Consider the following 14,033-nt stretch of genomic DNA (forward strand, 5'->3'; position numbering starts at 1 on the left):
CTGTCGATCCCCATCGGGATCGCCATCGACCTGCTGAGAACGTAGCCACTCGGTCTCCTTGGTTCGCCCACCGAGATACCGAGTCGGTCTTAAGGTCGCCGTCGGCTGCAGTGACGGCCGTAAGGCCGAACGCGCCAGAGCGACATCGGCGAGGGCGGACCAGGGCGTGTTCATCGAGCAGCGTGGGGCTCCGTTGGAGGGGTGAGGGAGTCTCTACGTCGGGGAACCCGGCGGAGGCTAGGGTCTGGCCTCCAAGAGAGGGAGAGCCAGATGGACACCGGGGACCCGTACGGTTTCGCGGTAGCGCTCGGGGAACCGAGCCTGCCGGTATCCGACGTCGGTTGGGACGAGATCGAGGGAGCGCTGGGGATGCGCCTTCCAGCCGGGTATAAGGCGTGGGCCGACCGGTATCGCAGCCTGCGTTTCGCCGAGTACCTGGAGATCACCAACCTTCGTTGTGTTCTGGAGCTGGAGAGCCTTGAAGGGCTGTCCGCATGGTTCGGCGACTCGACGGTGTCCCAGACCCTCGCCTACCAGTCGGGTGAGCGGCTGCACGCGGTCAAGGGCGGATATTTCCCGTACCGGGCCGGTGAGATCCGCGCCTATCCCGAGGACGGCGGGCTTCTCCAGGTCGGGTTGGGCGACAACAACGAGATCTTCTGCCTGCTCCCACCCCCGTCACCGGCTGAAGGCTGGCGAGTCCTCGCCACCGACTTCCGCGTTTGGTGGCTCTATGACGGTCCCTTCGAGGACTTCCTGATCGCACTGGTCAATGGCCACCTCGATTGCAGCCTGTTGCCCGATTTCTCCGCCGAACCGGTGACCGTCGAGGAACGCGAGTCATACACCGTCCTGTCCACTGGCGGCTACTTCACGAACTGGCGCCCGATCCTGCCTTAGACCAGCCCACCGCCGCGCGCAGCCAGCCCGACCTACCCCAAGACCACCGGCCCTTGAGCCTTCTGCCGCCCCTGACGGACCTCGAAGTCCACTCCGCAACCCCTCAACGATCAAGGTGTTGCAACGACCCCAAGAACCCGGCCGGAGCCTTCAGTAGTCCCTGGTCAGTGCTTTGTGAGCGGGTCAGGTCCGTCGTCACGTTTCGGGCGTGGTTTGGGTGGGCGGCCGACGGGTTGCCGCTGCTGCCACAGGGGATCGAGGTCGGTGGGCAGCCATCGCAAGCTGGCCGCACCGGGGTTGACCGGGTCGGGGAGGATCCCGTCGGATGCCAGGCGCTGCAGGAAGCGCGTGACGCTGGAGCGGTGCACGTCCCAGCGCCGGGCCAGCTCCGATGCGGAAAGCGACGGGTCGCCGGTGGCCATCGCCAGTCTCCTTTGCGGGATGTGGGCGCTGTGTGCCCGCCTGAAGCGGGCACACAGCGCCTGCGGGTGGTCTAGTGGTAGCGGCGGTCGTGTTTGCCGGGGGCGTCGCTCATGGCGGTGTAGCAGGCGAACGAGCATGCCGTGCCGAGGCTGGCGCTCATCCAGGAGTCGGTGCCGGGCACCAGCAGTTCGTCCTCGGCGGCGATGGGGTTCGGGCTGCCGCATTCGTCGCAGTGCGTGACCTCGCGGCCGGGGCAGGTGTCGTCGACCCGCTGGATGCGCCTGGGCTGCGGTGGCCTGTCCTGAGTGGCCTTGCGCGTGTCATAGCGCTCGCGGGCGGCGCTCTCGTTGATGAAGGCGAAGTGGTCGGCGCCGGCGTCTTCCATGGGTTCCCACCACACTTCCACCACCTCCCACAGGGTCGCTGTGGAGCCGTCGGCGAAGGCGTAGTCGTGGCGCAGCAGCTCGACGGCCTCGTTGCGGTACCGCGATTGGACCTTCGAGACGGTGGTCTCGGTGTGGGTGCGCGCCATCCGGTAGCGCGCGGGGTCGGCCTTGGCGCGCTCGGCGACGCCTGCGGCGTGCCGTCCGGCGTCGTTGGGCAGGCACCGGTCGGCGTCGATGATGTCTTGGACAGTGCGGGCGGCGGCCTCGTCGCCGACGCGGAGCTCGTAGGCGCGGCCCCCGCTGATCCCGGCATCGGCGAGAGCGGCGGCCTGGGAGGCGGTGAAGCAGCGCGTGGGATCGTGCTGGCCGGCGTAGGAGTCTTGAACGATGGCGGACATGTGCCTGCGCCAGCCGGCCTGGCCCCACGCTTCGACCGTGCGGGCCAGGTACGCCTCAGCGTCGGCGCCGGTGAGGACGGCCATCACGGTTTGGATGTCGTGGGCGGCCTGGGCAGTGATCCCGGCGGCGCGCAGCACAGCGGCGGCCTGGCCGTCGGCGCCGGTCACGGCGTAGGCGGTATCGGACCAGCCGTAGCGGGCGTCAAGGCGCTCGATCAGCTCGGCGCGTTCGGGCGTCAGGGGCACCATGTACCCACTGACGTGGCCGCCGTGCCCGGTTCGGCTGACCTCGATGCGACCGTGCTCGACCGACACGTACAGCCGGCCACCGGCGCTGCGGCGGGAGGGGTCGGTGATGGGCACCGACCGGTACCCCTCCTTCTCGGGGAAGGTGACGTGCCCGGCGAAGGCGTCGGCCGGGGCTGGGGGGATGTCGCGGAGGTACATCGCGCCCAGCAGCCGGTGCGCCTCCCGGCGCAGCGGATCGTCGGGATCGTCACTCCACGAGCGGGTCACGGTCACCGACTCGGCGGGGATCGCCGCCAAGGCTGCGCGCGGAATCCGCTCGATGAGAACCCGGGTGCCCGGGCTCCAGGTGAAGGCCTCGCTCTCGGTGTCCCAATCGAGGCTGCCCTGCACGATCGGGACACGTGTGTCGGCACCGCCGGGGAACCGCAGCCCAGGAAACGCGATGACGATGCCGGCGAGGTTCAGGCAGCGCGCCGCCGATAGTTCGGCGTCATCCAGATCGATCTCGGCGTCGACATGGTCGACGGCGTCGACCCCGGTTCGCCCGTACAGCGCCGTGAGTGTCTCCTCGACGGTCCTGCGGTGCTCCTCGCGGAAGCGCGGCACAGCGTCTTCCCAGAGATCGAGCGTCAGATCGTCGATCACCGACCGCCATCGCGGATCATGGCAATCGGGGCCGTCGACACTGAAGGTCCCGGCATTGTCGGGGAACTTCTCGGCGTCGACGAAAGTCCAGTGGATGAGCTCGTACATGGCTCTCCTCGCGTGGGTGGGTGGGCCGCTCGGCCCTTTGCCTCGACCTGTTCAGCCTCCCACGACCCACCGGTAATTCGCAACATGTGTTGCGGATTTGTTTGGGAAAGACGCCGGTTCGCTGAAGAGAGCTGTCGAGGCATCCACCCGGCGAACCGGCACGGCCATGATCCCACGATGCCCATCTCGTTTGAAGTGCGCAGTGAGGAGGTGGTCATGACTGCATCGTTGGAGTTCCCGGCTCAGGTCCGGGACACGAGTTCTCCCACGATCCACGTCCTGAACGCACCCAAGACGTCTTGGGCTTCTTCGGGCAGCTCAGATTGACTGTCAACGGTCTCGGCCGGCCCGGCGCCCATAAGCAGGCTGAAGCCGCTCACGTTGGATGTGTCCCACCAGTGCCAGCCGGGCTGCAGCGTGCTCGGTGAGATGTTGATATCGAGCCAGTCGACGTCTCCGGAGTAGAGAAGATCGGCGGCTTCCTTCGCCTGTGAGGGTTCGTCGTAGGCGAACATGTAGGCGGTCACGAGCCAGTCGTCGTGAACGTAGGCGACCTCCATCCAGTATCTGCAGCCCTCGGTGAGTTTCTCGACGGTGGCGCCACCGATGTCGGAGCAGTCGTCGTGGTCGTGATCGGCGTCGAGCTCAAGGGTCAGATCGGTACCCTGACCGAGGGTGTGGATCGCCACCTCGTCGGGGAAGAAATCCTCGGCGAGCACGACCATGTCGGGCGTGAAGTCCGGCTTGAGCGGGGCGACGATGACGCCGGGGGCAGGCGGCGGGTTGAGCGCGAAGGCGAAGGCGACCCCGGCGAGGAGGACCACGGTGAGCAGGGCGGCGAACAGCTGCGCGCCGGTGCGCGACTTCGGGGAGGCGGTTTCGGGCACGAGGGAGTCGACGGACACGGGCACTCTCTTCTGGACGGTGGGCTGGGCGAGGGCACTGCCATGATCCCCTTGGCCGTGACCGGGAACCATCGACGGTTCGGCCGAAGAACCGGCTCCCCCCGGTCGGCGGCACCCCCGTTCAGGGCGGTTGCGGCATCGAGGTGAGGCCTCTGGAAGCCTAGGATTGGCTCGTGGACCAGCCTTCTCCAGCACCGTTCGCCGCAGCGGTCATCGTCGCCAGTCTCACCATCGACCCCGACGCCGACCTGGAGGCGATCACCACCGTCCTGGCCGAGGCCGCAGCGGATCTACCGGCCGCCGCGCGGGTCTTGCACGTCCCCAACCCTGAGGGGTTCGGTCCCGATACCTTCGTCGGGTGGGTACATCTGGTGTGGAAACCGGCGCCGGGCCTGTCCACCGAGACCGAGATCGTCACCGCGGCGATGAAGGTCTGGGAAGAGCACGGCCGCAGCGCTGGGGTCCGCGAGGTCGGTGTCCTGCCCGTCGCGCCGAAGTTGTGGCCGGCCGTCGAGGCGACAGCGCTGCACACTGCCGACACCGCCGGCGTTCCTGCGGAGATGTTCCCGCCCCGCTCGGTGTGAACACCTCGGCGGCGGTCTGGGCACTATCGTCCGTCCCCGCGATCGACGTCGATCCAGTCGCCGAGAAGAAGAGCGGCTGGTCTACCAGGCGGTCACCGTGATGTGCCTGCCCGGCGCTGAACACCTCAATGACCCACCCTGCATGCCGGCCCCAGCACCGTGGTGGCGGCGTGTGGCCCGCCAGATAGTCCCCCGCTGCCGGCGGGCCGACTGCTGTGCCTACCACTCAGCGGACTGGAAGACCGCGTCGGCGGCCGCCGTGGCGGCCCTGCGCCACGCGCAGGCCGCCGTGGCGGCCCTGCGCCACGCGCAGGCCGCAGTGCCGGCCGGTGAGGACTTCCGCAGCCACCTCGACGTGGCCTGCGCGCACCTCAAGGCGAGCACCGGCCTGGACGCGGTGACCCTCCGGTGGGCGCAGTCGCTGTTCGCCGACCCGATCCAGCCCCACTACGACGTCGGCGGGTACACCAACGGGCGCCACCGCGCGCAGGCGATGCTCGACGCCGGGGTTCGCCGCACCGTCGTGGGTATCTGGCTGCCGCCGCAGTGACCGGCCCGCCGCTGGCCGACCGTGGAAGTCGCGGCTGGTGGCGCGACCGCGATGTCCGTACCGTTCATGGTGTTCGGCGTCACCACGAGGAGGCGGCATGAGCGTGTTGGGACAGCACATCAAGAAGCGGCGGGTCGCCCGCAACCTGACGCAGACCGACGTGGCCGCCATGGCCGGGTTGTCGGTGGACGTGATCGCCAAACTCGAGCAAGGCCAGCGCCATGCGGTCCGGTGGGACACCTTGTCGGCGATCGCGCGAGCCCTGGATGTGTCGGTCGCCGAACTGGTCGGCAAACCCCAGGGCCTGCTGGCCGGCGCCGAGGACGCCGAAGTTCACCACCTGCGCCGCGCGATTTTCGACGTCATCGAGGTCAGCGAGCAGCCGCCGGGCCTGGAGGCGCTGCGCGGTGGGCTTGGGGAGGCATGGCGGGCCTACTGGACGGGTGGGTATGCGCCCTTGGCGCGGATGCTGCCCGAGCAGATCGCACGAGCGCGGGCCTCGGTGGCCGACGCGCCCGGCCGGGCCCGGGTCAGCTTCGCGGCGGTCTTGGCCGACCTGCTGCATCTGGCGGCATCCCTGCTGGCGCACCTGGCCCACGATGACCTGGCGGCCCTGGCGATGCACCAGGCACTGGCCGCCGCCGACGAGTCCCAAAACCCGCTGATGGTGGCGGGCCTGTCGGCCTCGCGGGCATGGCTGCTGTCACGGCAGGGTCTGCTGACCGAGGCTCAGAACCTGGCGCTGGCCACCGCCGCCCAGATCGAGCCGCGCCTGTCCAGTGCGCCGGTGGACCAGATCGCGGTGTGGGGCGAGAACCTGCGCTACGCCACGGTCGCGCTGTCGCGCGCCGGACGTCACGATGAGGCCGCTGAGACCCAGAGCCTCGTCGACGCCGCGGCCGCGCGAGTCGGGCAGCTGCGCCCCGAGCGGGCCTGGACCGAACGGGTCACCGACAAGACGACCGCCTCGGGCAGCGCGCCCCTGGCGGGACTGGCGTTCGGGCCGACGCTGGCGGCGATGACGGCCGTGACGATCCACGTCACCGCCGACCAGCCCCGCAAGGCCCTGACACTGCAGGAACGGGTGGAACGGCCGGGCACGCAGTCACCGTTGATGCGCTCGCGGCACCTGCTGAACCTAGCCTGGGCGCAGATGGCCGACCACCGCCTCACCGATGCGGTCACCTCGATTCGCACCGCCGAGCAGCTGGCCCCCCAAGCCCTGCCGCACCAGACGATCGCCCGCAGCATCGTCGCCGAGCTCCTGCCGCAGCGCCGCGTCCAAAAGCTGCCCGGCCTGGTCGGGCTCGCCCAGCGCATGGGCATCGACACCGACTAGGACACCGTGTCCTAGTCGGCGCCGGCACACAGTGTCCGATCAGGACACCGTGTCCCTCCCCGACCGTCCACATCGCCCATAACGTGAGGTCAACGGCCCCTTCTGCCAGGAGCCCCTCACTTTCTGGAGTACGCCATGAGCGATGTGCTCGTTCCCGACGCGGCGCTGGTGCCCACCACCGTCGGCCCGACCCCGATCACCCCCGTCACCGCGCCCCGCGCGGTGTCCTACGGATACGCACAGGCCCGGCGGCTCCCGCCGCAGGAGACCCTCGACTTCTCCCACCTGCGCTACGACGCCGACCGCGGCCTGAACATCGACACCACGACGGGGGCCCCGGGGATCTTCTCTCCGAGGCTGGCCAGCAATACCCAGCCCAGCACCACCGAGGACATGCAGACCTGGACCGATCGCGACTCCGACTAGGACCGCGCCGCACACGCGCCGGGCCTATCGAGGCGGGCCCGGCGCCTTCCATGAAGGGAGCCAAAAGCGATGACCTCATCGATTGTCCTGGTCTTGACCCAGCCCAGGGACCTGACCGCTGATCTGGTCGTGGGGCACCTGGCCGATGCCGGCGTGGACTATGCACGCACCGACCTGGCTGACTTCCCCGAGTCGGCGTCCATCACCGGCTACAACACCGGCGCCTGGACGGGATGGCTCAACACCGGCCACCGGCGCATCCGCCTGGAGGACATCGGCGCGATTTACTACCGCCGACCCTCACCGTTCGTCCTGGCCAAGACCATGACCCCGATCGAGCGCTCGTGGGCACAGAAGGAGACCCGCGCCGGCGTCGGGGGCCTGCTGATGGCGCTGGGCGGCGCGCACTGGATCAACCACCCCCATCACAACACCGCCGCGACCAAGCCGATGCAAATGATCGCCGCCGGGGACGCTGGCCTGGCCACGCCCCGCAGCATCATCACCAACAACCCGGCCCACGCCGCCGCTTTCATCCACTCCTGCCCTAACGGAGCGATCTACAAGACCCTCACCGGCAGCCCTCACCTGCCCGGGTACGGCATCTACACCAGCGACGTCACCGGCGCCGGCCTGGCCGAGCTGGCCGGGGTTGCCCAGGCGGCGCACCTGTTTCAAGAACGCTTGCGGAAGGCCTTCGAGGTGCGCCTGACCGTCATCGGTGAGACCATGTTCGCCGCCCGCATCGACGTCGACGCCGCTTCACCGACCGGGCACCTGGACTGGCGCAGCGACTACCCGGCGCTGTCCTACACCCTCATCGACACACCACCGGACATCGCCGAGCGGGTCCGCGCGATGCTCGACGCCCTGCACCTGCGTTTCGCCGCGATCGACTTCATCGTTACACCCGGTGATCACCGATGGGTTCTCGTCGACGTCAACCCCAACGGCCAGTGGGGCTTCGTCGAAGAGGCCACCGGCGCGCCCATCGCCCACACCATCGCCACCGACCTCACCCAGGGAGCCACCCGATGACCACCACGACCCCCGACCACGTCCACCGCCTGATCACCGAACTGACCAACAGCGGCGCCCTGACCGATGCCGCCTGGATCGAGGCGTTCACCCGCGTGCCCCGCCACGCCTTCACGCCCTCCTTCTGGCAGCGCCTGCCCGGCGGGACCGGCCAGAAGGAGTACATCGACGGCCATGACCCCGCCCAGCACCAGCGGTGGCTCGAGGTCGTCTACTCCGACCACGCCCTGGTCACCCACCACGACGCCGACACCGGCATCGCCACCAGCTCCTCCACCCAGCCCAGCCTCATGGCCCTCATGCTCGAAGCCCTCAACGTCGCCGACGGCAACGACATCCTGGAGATCGGCACCGGCAGCGGCTACAACTGCGCCCTGCTGTGCCAGCGCCTGGGCGCCGAACACGTCACCAGCATCGACATCGACCCCCACCTGGTCGAAACCGCCGGGCACGCCCTCGCCGGGCTCGGCTACGCGCCCCGCCTGGTCATCGGCAACGGCATGCTCGGTGTTCCCTCGGCCGCGCCCTACGACGGCATCATCGCCACCTGCTCCACCAACCGCGTCCCGGGCGCGTGGGTGCGCCAAGCCCGCCCCAGCGCGACCATCATCGCCAACATCGGCGCCGGCGTCGTGCGTCTCGCCCTGGCCGACGACGGCCACAGCGCCTCGGGACGGTTCCTGCCCGGCTTCGCCGGGTTCATCGAGGCCCGCGCCGCCGACGGCCCCACCCGCCTCCCCCTGCCCGACCTGATGAAACTGTGCGCCGAGCCCGGCGACCACGCCCGCCACGCGCACGTCGGCACCGATTTCGAAGACCACGAGTTCCTGGTGTTCCTCGGCGTGTCCATCCCCGACCTGACCCGCAACCTCATCACCTACGACGACAACGACCTGACCCGGTACCTGTTCGCCGGCCCCGACAGCGCCTGGATGACCGCCACCCACAACCCCGCAGGCGACGACCACGTCACCACCGGCGGACCACGCGACCTGTGGGAGGCCGTCAACGAGATCCGCGACCGATGGGTCGGCGCCGACCGCCCCCGCCACGACCGCATCGGCCTGACCGTCACCGAAGACGGCGCCCATCACATGTGGATCGACGAACCCGGCAGCGACCACACCTGGACCATCACCACCTGAACAGGCCACCGACCGGACGAGCAGCGAGCCCGTCGAGCCGCTACTCGCGACCGGACTCGCCGAGGTCATCGGGCACTGAAGCGATGGCGTCCCCAGGCCCCACAGGCAGGCCACGGAACAACTCGGCGGTTCGTCTGAAGGCGGGGATCTTCGGTGGTCATTGCGGTGTCCTCTCGGTGTTGGTGACCGGATCCCTCGAAGGGTGATGAGGACCCTTCTACCCTGAGGCGATGACGACACCCGCTGACCGTCCACCCGCCACACCCAGCACCGGCCAACTCGGCGCGCTCATCACCTACGGCTGGGCCGCCGAAGCACCCACCGGCCGTGAAGAGGCCTTCGTGATGCTCTACACCGCCGGCACGAACCAGGCCGACCCTCGCGACACCATGCCCCGCTTCGCAGCCGCGATCGGCGCCACCGACGCCCACGCCGGGCGTCCACCCGCACGCATCGACCCCGCGCTCGCCCGCATCATCACCACCCCGCACACCGTCACCATCCACGTCGGCGACACCCAGTTCACCCGGCCCAGCCACCCCGAGTGGCACGCCCTGGCCGCCCGCTCGGGCATGGCCATCCTTGTCGTGTCTTACCTACCGGCCGACGCGGCCGTCTCCGAGGGGATCTACGCCGACCAGGTCACCGACTCTGGCCAGTACGCCATCGGCCTCACCTCGGCCGTCGCTGGATAGCGAAAGGCCCCCGCCGGAGCGGGGGCCACCCCCGCAAGGCGGGGACGAGTCACCTTCGTGACCTTCGCAAACAGCCACTTGAGGACGATCCCCGCGAGGCGGGGACGACATTCGCAGTACACGGAGCCATGAGTCATACCCGCAAGTGCGGGTCCAACCTGCTCAACACACGCAGCCGTGAACCATCCCCGCCAGGGCGGGGACAACGCGCTCGTCACACAGATCTACGAGCCACCTCCACACTCGTGGAGAAGCACCACCGTAACAACCGCCGACCTTGATCGCCAGGCGCACCTCACCGGTTCACTGCAGCAACAGCGCCGCCCCACGCTGCCCGTGGCTCACGACATGACCGACCCCGTCGACCAGGCCCCCCGAGCGAGCACGACATCACCAAGCGCGCCTGCGGCCCGGCCCCGAGGGCGACACTCCACAGTGACCCGCTAGGCGAGTCAAGGGCGTAGCGACCCGTGCGTGACCACGACCCTGCGGGCGGTGCCCCGGTGGGCTACGTGGCGGCTGGCCGCTCGGCGGCCTGCTGCCGTTTCCATTCGGCTCGGCGGTCGCGTTCTTCGCTAGCCTCACGTTCCATCGCGTCGCGGTTGGTGTCAGCGCCCCAGGCCAGGCGAGCGCCGATCTGCTCGAAGAACCCGTAGCGGTCCAGCGCGCCGTTGAGGCCCTCGGCGATGGCGCCGGCCACGCTGGCCGCCTGCACGATCGGCGCCCACTTCGCCAGTAGCTCCATCAGTCCCGGCAGCCCGTCGACTTGCACGAACTCGCTGCCTGTGTTGACGTCCCACACCTGCAGCAGATACTGGCGACCCGGCCCGTCGGGGCTATCCCGGCGCCAGGTGACGATGTGCAGCGCACCGTTCTCCTGGCCGCCGATGACCCAGAACCTCTCCCAACCGGCCTTGTCCAGGTCTGTGTCCACTGTGCTGCTGTCGGCCGGAATCACGTTCGTCGGCTCCCAGGCCCCTTCGCTGAAGTGCAGATCCCACATGGGCGTCGTCATCGCATTCCCCTCCGACTGGATCGGTCCGCTGGCGACCGTACCCGCCTCCTCTGCGCCGTGTCGATCAGGCCGTCGCCGCGTGGCGGACCATCGCCGGGGCGTGGCGGCTGGCCGTCCCCCGCCGTGACCTCGACCCGGCGTCGCTGGGCTATCGGTCGGCGCTGACGGAGATTCGTGACGCGGTCGAGTCCGAGGACTACTGGATCAACACCGAGGCGGCGCGCCGGGTCGTACGCGGCGCCGCCCCCGTCCACATCACCGGTATGCCCAGTGCGCCGGTCACCACCCGCTGAGGACTGATCACCATGACCACACTCGACTGGGCCCAGCGCATCCGCGAGGCCACCGCCGCGACCGCAGCGGCCAAGGCCGTCGAAGAGCAGACCATTCGCGACGCCGTGCTGCTCGGAGGGCTGTCGAGGACCGCCGCCGCCAAGGCCACCGGCGCCGGCTCCAACCGCAACCGTGTTGGCCGCATCCTGGGCGAGAGCCCCGACGGTGGCGAACCCACGGAGCCAGCCGCCGTGCCGGTCGTCTACGTCAATGGCACCGGGCGGGGATCCGAGACGCACCAGCGGGTCGAACGTGCGATGTGGGCGCGCGGCTGGGGCACCGTGACCAACCGTGACACCGCCTGGCACCTCGCGCGCGGTGGTACACCGGTCGTGAAGTGCTGGTACGGCACAGACCTCGACCGCAGCGTCGGCGCGATCGACGGCCGCGAGCGCTATGTCATCGTCGCTCGTGTCCGGGCCCGGTACGTCGAGACCATCCAGTACGACACCCCCGCCACCTACATGCGCACCGCCGATTACGTCCGCCTCAGTCGCGATGGCGCCGACTGGCTCGACCATTCCTTTCCCGCCATCCGGCGCGAACCCGAATTGGTGCACGTCGTCGGAGGTGAGCATTCCCAGCCGCTGCGCTTCGACCCGAATGCCCTCAACGCCGCTGGTGGCGCTGGCGCTCACGTCATCGACGAGCAGGTCCTCGCCCGCTTGGTCGCCGCCGTCTTGTAAGGACAGCTGGCGACATGCCTCACGCAGAACAAGCGAACCCCACGTTAGGAGTCGTGATGGAGCCGAAAATGACCCTTGCCGAGTGCGATGCCCGCGCCGACCACGAGATCACCCTCGCCGACATGGTCCCCCGCACCCTGCGCTGGGGTGTGCGTCGCATCATCGTCGGTGAGGTCCGCTCCCGCGAAATCGTTCCCATGCTGCAGGCCATGGCCGTCAGCCAGGGCAGCCTCTGCACCATCCACGCTGGGGTGCGGCCCGCCGCAACCTCATGAGCGGGACCGACATCGGCATCGACCTCGCCAACCAGTCCATCGACAACGCCCTGGAGCTGGAAGCCAGTGCCGCCGAGCGCTATCCGTGGCTCATTGGATGACCGACCTTGGTTCTGAGACCGGACCCTCGTTCATCTCAACGTGTCCCTTCCCGACAGTCCCCGCACCCGGATTTCTCAGAATCCACTACCGACCGTTCCGGCTGGGGTCCCTTCAGCGCAGGGCGTTGTGAGCCTCGCGGCACTCCGGGCAACGGCACCGGGCATGCCGGTAGGTCTCCTCACGGCCGTGACGCAGTCGCGGATCACGGCCAGCCATGAGTGCGGCGTTGAGACGGGTTCGCCAGTCGGCATCCCAAGCACTGCGCCCGTGTATGGCCTGGTGGGAAACGTCTGTCAGCTCGCAGACGGCGTCGAGCGGTGTGCCGTCAGTGAGCAGGGCGAGGATCGCTGCCTGGGCGGCAGGTGTCAGCGGGTGGGTGTTGTGGCGCCAGGTGCGCATCTGCTGGGCGTGGCCTGCGGCGGCATCAAGGTCGCGGTCGCCGGCGTTGTAGCGGCTGGCGGGTGTCCACTGGTGACGCGATGGGGATCCGTGGCGCGCTGGCATGAGGTTCTCCGCGTGTGTTGGCACATGTGGCGGGACCTCCACGCGCGTGGAGAACAAGCGCGTCCCAGAATACTCATGCCCTCGCGGACAGCGATCGCCTGTTGGTTCAGCTTCGGCGATGACTCCGGCACCGCTCGGGCGGCGGGACGCTCGGCTGCCCCAGCGGTGAGTCGATCGGCAAGTCCGTCATTGGCTGCGATCCCGCGTCCGCACCGTACGCTGCTCAGATGGCGAACGGCGGGCGCGGCTGGGCTTCGCCGTCGAAGGCAGGCGTGGCGACGGCGGCCCGGGGGGACTTCTACGTGGCCTGCACCGACGATCGGCTGCACGAGCGGGACGCGCCGAGGCGGTATCTGGAGACGCTGACGCGGGCGGGGTGGACCGCCCGCATCGATAACTCCCGCGCCGGGACCGAGGAAGACATCGTCGTCGACGGGCGCGAGGCGCTGTCCGAACCGCCCCGGTGGCTGCGGCGCTCCTTCCCCCGGCAGAACGTGTACGGCGTCGGCCAGCGCCGCCGGGCAGTGGACGCCGCGTAGACCGGTCCTCGCGCACGAATCGGGGCGGATGATTTGAGTCGGGGCGGTCTGCGCTCCGGGGCCGCCCTTCGTCGTCGGTTGCCCGAAGTCCTCTCCCCCATGCGTAGTAGTTGCCCTCCCCGAGTGTCCTCACCAAGCGCTCAGCGGCCGCCCGGATCGTTGAACCCGGTATGGACACGATGACCAGCCCACCCCTCGCTGGCGCGGGCGCCGAAACGCCCATGCCCGGCTACCGTGCGGCCGCGTGGCGCCTGGCCGTCGCGGCGGTGTTTGCCTTGGCCGGAGCGACGCTGCCGGCGGCGGCCTACCTGGTGCACATGCTCGGCACCGGCGCGATCAACGGTCGCCCCGACCCCTTCGTCTATGCCATGGCCTACGGCCTGGAGTGGCCCGCCCGCCAAGGCGTGCTCGTCACCGCCTGCCTCGGCCTGGCCGCCTGGCTGGTCGTCGGCGCCGTCGACCGCCTCCGCGACCGCGCCCCGGCTCCCTCGCAGCGGTTGTGGCGAGGCCGAACGGCCGGGGCCGTCCTCGCCGCCGCCGGCCTCGTGATGACCGCTGGCGTGGTCGTCCCCGCCGAGGCCTACCACTACTTCTTCCGCGCCCACCGCGGGAACTACGACAGCACGAGCGCCTATCTCCTCAGCCCCGAAGGTCTCGCATGGGCGGCTTGGGACGGGATCCTCGCCGCGGCGTGCCTGTGGACCGGGGCACTGCTCATCCGCGCCGCGATCCGCGCCTGGCGCCACTGAACCCCACCGCCTCCACTCGACGACCACATCAGCGAGACC

At 69.5% G+C, this 14,033-nt stretch carries 17 protein-coding genes; 12 read left to right on the forward strand and 5 right to left on the reverse strand.

From position 1 onward, the window contains the following. Positions 1–270 precede the first annotated feature (270 nt). The gene (locus tag AB0I28_RS32265) at positions 271–900 is read left to right on the forward strand and encodes a hypothetical protein (protein WP_357499488.1); all 630 of its coding nucleotides are present in this window, start codon (positions 271–273) and stop codon (positions 898–900) included. A 164-nt stretch (positions 901–1,064) separates the two neighbouring features. On the opposite strand, the gene AB0I28_RS32270 is transcribed toward AB0I28_RS32265, so the two are convergent. The 3 genes from AB0I28_RS32270 to AB0I28_RS32280 form a co-directional block, all read right to left on the reverse strand. Continuing rightward, positions 1,065–1,322 (reverse strand): helix-turn-helix domain-containing protein, encoded by a 258-nt coding sequence (locus AB0I28_RS32270; protein WP_357499489.1) that lies wholly within the window; start codon positions 1,320–1,322, stop codon positions 1,065–1,067. Between the two features lie 71 nt (positions 1,323–1,393). Continuing rightward, positions 1,394–3,109, reverse strand: a complete 1,716-nt coding sequence (locus AB0I28_RS32275; protein WP_357499490.1) for a hypothetical protein — start codon at positions 3,107–3,109, stop codon at positions 1,394–1,396. Between the two features lie 242 nt (positions 3,110–3,351). Beyond that, the gene (locus AB0I28_RS32280) at positions 3,352–4,014 is read right to left on the reverse strand and encodes a hypothetical protein (protein WP_357499491.1); all 663 of its coding nucleotides are present in this window, start codon (positions 4,012–4,014) and stop codon (positions 3,352–3,354) included. Between the two features lie 173 nt (positions 4,015–4,187). On the opposite strand from AB0I28_RS32280, the gene AB0I28_RS32285 reads away from it, so the two are divergent. From AB0I28_RS32285 to AB0I28_RS32315, 7 genes are all read left to right on the forward strand, one after another. Continuing rightward, the gene (locus AB0I28_RS32285; protein ID WP_357499492.1) at positions 4,188–4,598 is read left to right on the forward strand and encodes a hypothetical protein; all 411 of its coding nucleotides are present in this window, start codon (positions 4,188–4,190) and stop codon (positions 4,596–4,598) included. A 172-nt stretch (positions 4,599–4,770) separates the two neighbouring features. Then, a complete protein-coding gene (locus tag AB0I28_RS32290) occupies positions 4,771–5,148 on the forward strand; it encodes a hypothetical protein (RefSeq protein WP_357499493.1) in 378 nt (125 codons plus the stop codon). Positions 5,149–5,245: 97 nt separating this feature from the next. After that, on the forward strand, positions 5,246–6,487 hold the full coding sequence (locus tag AB0I28_RS32295; RefSeq protein ID WP_357499494.1) for a helix-turn-helix transcriptional regulator: 1,242 nt from the start codon (positions 5,246–5,248) through the stop codon (positions 6,485–6,487). 135 nt (positions 6,488–6,622) lie between these two features. Beyond that, positions 6,623–6,913, forward strand: a complete 291-nt coding sequence (locus AB0I28_RS32300; RefSeq protein ID WP_357499495.1) for a hypothetical protein — start codon at positions 6,623–6,625, stop codon at positions 6,911–6,913. A 69-nt stretch (positions 6,914–6,982) separates the two neighbouring features. Then, positions 6,983–7,951: an MvdC/MvdD family ATP grasp protein gene (locus AB0I28_RS32305; protein WP_357499496.1), complete on the forward strand. Its 969-nt coding sequence runs from the start codon at positions 6,983–6,985 to the stop codon at positions 7,949–7,951. Then, a complete protein-coding gene (locus tag AB0I28_RS32310; protein WP_357499497.1) occupies positions 7,948–9,096 on the forward strand; it encodes a methyltransferase domain-containing protein in 1,149 nt (382 codons plus the stop codon). The genes AB0I28_RS32305 and AB0I28_RS32310 overlap by 4 nt, the downstream gene beginning before the upstream one ends. Positions 9,097–9,326: 230 nt before the next feature. Further along, positions 9,327–9,791 carry a DUF5949 family protein gene (locus tag AB0I28_RS32315; protein ID WP_357499498.1) on the forward strand — a complete coding sequence of 155 codons (465 nt, stop codon included), beginning with the start codon at positions 9,327–9,329 and terminating at the stop codon, positions 9,789–9,791. Positions 9,792–10,299: 508 nt separating this feature from the next. On the opposite strand, the gene AB0I28_RS32320 is transcribed toward AB0I28_RS32315, so the two are convergent. Continuing rightward, positions 10,300–10,806: a hypothetical protein gene (locus AB0I28_RS32320; RefSeq protein WP_357499499.1), complete on the reverse strand. Its 507-nt coding sequence runs from the start codon at positions 10,804–10,806 to the stop codon at positions 10,300–10,302. 305 nt (positions 10,807–11,111) lie between these two features. Here AB0I28_RS32320 and AB0I28_RS32325 point away from each other — a divergent pair, with 305 nt between their 5' ends. Both AB0I28_RS32325 and AB0I28_RS32330 read left to right on the forward strand, forming a co-directional pair. After that, entirely contained in the window at positions 11,112–11,825 is a 714-nt protein-coding gene (locus tag AB0I28_RS32325) for a hypothetical protein (protein ID WP_357499500.1), read from the forward strand. Between the two features lie 68 nt (positions 11,826–11,893). Next, positions 11,894–12,100 (forward strand): ATPase, T2SS/T4P/T4SS family, encoded by a 207-nt coding sequence (locus AB0I28_RS32330; protein ID WP_357499501.1) that lies wholly within the window; start codon positions 11,894–11,896, stop codon positions 12,098–12,100. Positions 12,101–12,313: 213 nt separating this feature from the next. Here the strand turns inward: AB0I28_RS32330 and AB0I28_RS32335 are convergent, their stop codons facing one another. After that, positions 12,314–12,706: a hypothetical protein gene (locus AB0I28_RS32335; RefSeq protein WP_357499502.1), complete on the reverse strand. Its 393-nt coding sequence runs from the start codon at positions 12,704–12,706 to the stop codon at positions 12,314–12,316. A 227-nt stretch (positions 12,707–12,933) separates the two neighbouring features. On the opposite strand from AB0I28_RS32335, the gene AB0I28_RS32340 reads away from it, so the two are divergent. Next, positions 12,934–13,245: a hypothetical protein gene (locus AB0I28_RS32340; protein ID WP_357499503.1), complete on the forward strand. Its 312-nt coding sequence runs from the start codon at positions 12,934–12,936 to the stop codon at positions 13,243–13,245. A gap of 179 nt (positions 13,246–13,424) precedes the next feature. Further along, positions 13,425–13,994 (forward strand): hypothetical protein, encoded by a 570-nt coding sequence (locus tag AB0I28_RS32345; protein ID WP_357499504.1) that lies wholly within the window; start codon positions 13,425–13,427, stop codon positions 13,992–13,994. Positions 13,995–14,033 lie beyond the last annotated feature (39 nt).

The organism is Phytomonospora sp. NPDC050363, assembly GCF_040655735.1.
GTDB lineage: Bacteria > Actinomycetota > Actinomycetes > Mycobacteriales > Micromonosporaceae > Phytomonospora.

Coding starts and splice junctions, on each gene's coding strand:
- AB0I28_RS32295 (WP_357499494.1), top strand. CDS start 5,246: ATGAGCGTGTTGGGACAGCACATCAAGAAGCGGCGGGTCGCCCGCAAC.
- AB0I28_RS32330 (WP_357499501.1), top strand. CDS start 11,894: ATGACCCTTGCCGAGTGCGATGCCCGCGCCGACCACGAGATCACCCTC.
- AB0I28_RS32275 (WP_357499490.1), bottom strand. CDS start 3,109: ATGTACGAGCTCATCCACTGGACTTTCGTCGACGCCGAGAAGTTCCCC.
- AB0I28_RS32305 (WP_357499496.1), top strand. CDS start 6,983: ATGACCTCATCGATTGTCCTGGTCTTGACCCAGCCCAGGGACCTGACC.
- AB0I28_RS32270 (WP_357499489.1), bottom strand. CDS start 1,322: ATGGCCACCGGCGACCCGTCGCTTTCCGCATCGGAGCTGGCCCGGCGC.
- AB0I28_RS32300 (WP_357499495.1), top strand. CDS start 6,623: ATGAGCGATGTGCTCGTTCCCGACGCGGCGCTGGTGCCCACCACCGTC.
- AB0I28_RS32335 (WP_357499502.1), bottom strand. CDS start 12,706: ATGCCAGCGCGCCACGGATCCCCATCGCGTCACCAGTGGACACCCGCC.
- AB0I28_RS32315 (WP_357499498.1), top strand. CDS start 9,327: ATGACGACACCCGCTGACCGTCCACCCGCCACACCCAGCACCGGCCAA.
- AB0I28_RS32340 (WP_357499503.1), top strand. CDS start 12,934: ATGGCGAACGGCGGGCGCGGCTGGGCTTCGCCGTCGAAGGCAGGCGTG.
- AB0I28_RS32320 (WP_357499499.1), bottom strand. CDS start 10,806: ATGACGACGCCCATGTGGGATCTGCACTTCAGCGAAGGGGCCTGGGAG.
- AB0I28_RS32265 (WP_357499488.1), top strand. CDS start 271: ATGGACACCGGGGACCCGTACGGTTTCGCGGTAGCGCTCGGGGAACCG.
- AB0I28_RS32310 (WP_357499497.1), top strand. CDS start 7,948: ATGACCACCACGACCCCCGACCACGTCCACCGCCTGATCACCGAACTG.
- AB0I28_RS32325 (WP_357499500.1), top strand. CDS start 11,112: ATGACCACACTCGACTGGGCCCAGCGCATCCGCGAGGCCACCGCCGCG.
- AB0I28_RS32345 (WP_357499504.1), top strand. CDS start 13,425: ATGACCAGCCCACCCCTCGCTGGCGCGGGCGCCGAAACGCCCATGCCC.